This is a genomic window from Mogibacterium pumilum (assembly GCF_002243385.1).
Taxonomy (GTDB): Bacteria; Bacillota; Clostridia; order Peptostreptococcales; family Anaerovoracaceae; genus Mogibacterium; species Mogibacterium pumilum.
In genome coordinates this window covers 1,054,128-1,056,285 of sequence record NZ_CP016199.1, presented here as the reverse complement: position 1 = coordinate 1,056,285, position 2,158 = coordinate 1,054,128, and the positions used below count along the sequence as shown (strand labels likewise).

Below are 2,158 nucleotides of genomic sequence, written 5' to 3'. Positions count from 1 at the left end.
AATAGGGTAGAGCGAGGGCGTTAGCCCTCAACCCTCCCGTTGCACCGTACGTACGGGTCTCGTATACGGCGCTACATCAACATAGAATCAAGCGTTAATTCAGATAATACGCCAAAGGGTCGACCAATCCCGGTCGGCTCTTTGTCTTTTTGCCAAGTATCGTTGGATTGAGCAGGAAATTAATATCCCGAATAGTAGCCATTCGGTACCATCCCTGCCTTGCGTTTGCCACGCTTAACAATCTTTTCTCCTCAAGGCCACATTCCTGAATCCTATTCAGAGCCATCAGGTTCTTGAATATGGTCTTCGGCTTTTTCCACTGTTTGAGTATCACTACTCTCACCTTGTGCCTCAGCCATTGTCCATATTCATCAAGAAAGCCTTTCATGCTACCGATTCTGTAGTAGTTTATCCACCCCCGGATGAGCCAGTTCAGTTGCATAAAGGTAGACTTTATGGTTCGCGCAGCCGCTTTCTTCCGACAAAGAATCTCACGAGTCTTCTCATAGAGTTTCTTCTTTCGGTCTTTGGCAAGCCTGCACTTCCAACCGTCTTTGCTCTTCCAGAATGTGAATCCCAGAAAGTTACTCTTCGTAGGTCTTACTACCTTTGTCTTAGTGGCACTGACTCTCAGCCGAAGTTTGCGCTCCAGCCAGCTTGTCACAGACTTCATCACTCTGTCTGCCGCCATTTCACTTTTCACGAAGATGTCGCAGTCGTCAGCGTATCTGACAAAATGAAGTCCCCTTGATTCCAGTTCCTTGTCGAGCTTGTCAAGGTAGATGTTGGATAGTATAGGTGAAAGAGGTCCACCTTGCGGTACCCCTTCTTCACTTGGGCTTACCAAGCCATCTTCCATGACTCCAGCTCTTAGAAACTGTCGAATCAGTCGTAGCGTTTTCGCATCATTAATGCGTTCTCTGAGTATTGAAATTAACTTGTCATGGTTTACCGTGTCGAAATACTTCTCGATGTCAAGGTCTATCACCCACTCATATCCCTCGTTGAGGTATTCGAGGGCTTTCTCTATCGCTCCATGGCAATCTCTGTTCGCTCGGAACCCATAACTATGGTCACTGAAATATTTGTCATATCCCAGAGACAGTATCTGTGCTGTCATCTGCTGTACAACTCTGTCTGTGACTGTCGGTATTCCGAGAGGTCTCTTCTTGCCGTTGGCTTTAGGTATGTAGACCCTTCTTACCGGACTCGGCCTGTATTTACCTTCACGTATCTGAGTCTTCAGCTCTTCCCTATGAAGAGTAAAATACACGTCAAGTTCATCTACCGTCATCCCATCGACTCCGGCTGCACCTTTGTTTCGCTTGACGTTCTTGATTGCCTCGTCAATATTCCTGTCCTGTAATATCCATTCGATTAATTCCACTTGTTGCTCCTCTTTCTGTTCGTAAAACTGCCGGAAATCATCCCCTCTACCTTTTGCCTCCACAGACTTACGTTTCTGCTTTCAGAGCATATCCTCGATTTCGGATTATTCCGACCTTGCTTGCAGTGATTTGCAATACATTGACATTAGACCCTTCCCGTTCGTGCTCCCGGTACTATGGTCTAAGCTGACTCCCGGACGCAAGCCTTTTCCGCACGTGTTTCCACGCCGTCCGGGTCTCCCGGGGTAAGACATAGTTCTTTCGCCACACAACCTCCGGATTTACTGTCTCGGTGATACGTTTACCTTTTGGGCTTCGGTTTGTGTAGCAACCTCACCCACCGTTTAGCCTTGTATCCGGTTTCTGTTCGTAGGCTCGATGGCTTTGCTACACCGCTTCCTTCACTTGAGCATTACTGCTTTCCGCTTGCGGTTCGCTACACTTGGCGGTAAATACCCGTGACTGGACTCTCACCAGTAAGAACTGTGCCATGCCCGGCACACCGACAAAAGGTCGGTAGCATATGCCACCGACCTTAATACATCTAAAAGTTCAGGTTCTATAAATTCTTTTGGGGTTTAGGAGGTACCTATCCATTTCATTGTGGTGTTTTAAACCCCTACCTATACACTTGTTGGGGTAATAAAAAAACACCCCAAAAAAATCAATGTTGTCCCTGACAAGGGGTACACATCATAATTTGGATAATCTAAAAAGGACGGAGATTTAACCATGATTAGTTAAATTCTCCGTCCTTTGTTGTTCCTCAA

Annotated in this window: 1 protein-coding gene; it reads right to left on the bottom strand. The window is 46.5% G+C overall.

Annotation, left to right across the window (positions count from 1 at the left end; translation table 11 throughout):
• Positions 1-94: 94 nt before the first annotated feature.
• A complete protein-coding gene (ltrA, locus tag AXF17_RS05050; RefSeq protein WP_237049005.1) occupies positions 95-1,450 on the bottom strand; it encodes a group II intron reverse transcriptase/maturase in 1,356 nt (451 codons plus the stop codon).
• Between the last annotated feature and the right edge of the window lie 708 nt (positions 1,451-2,158).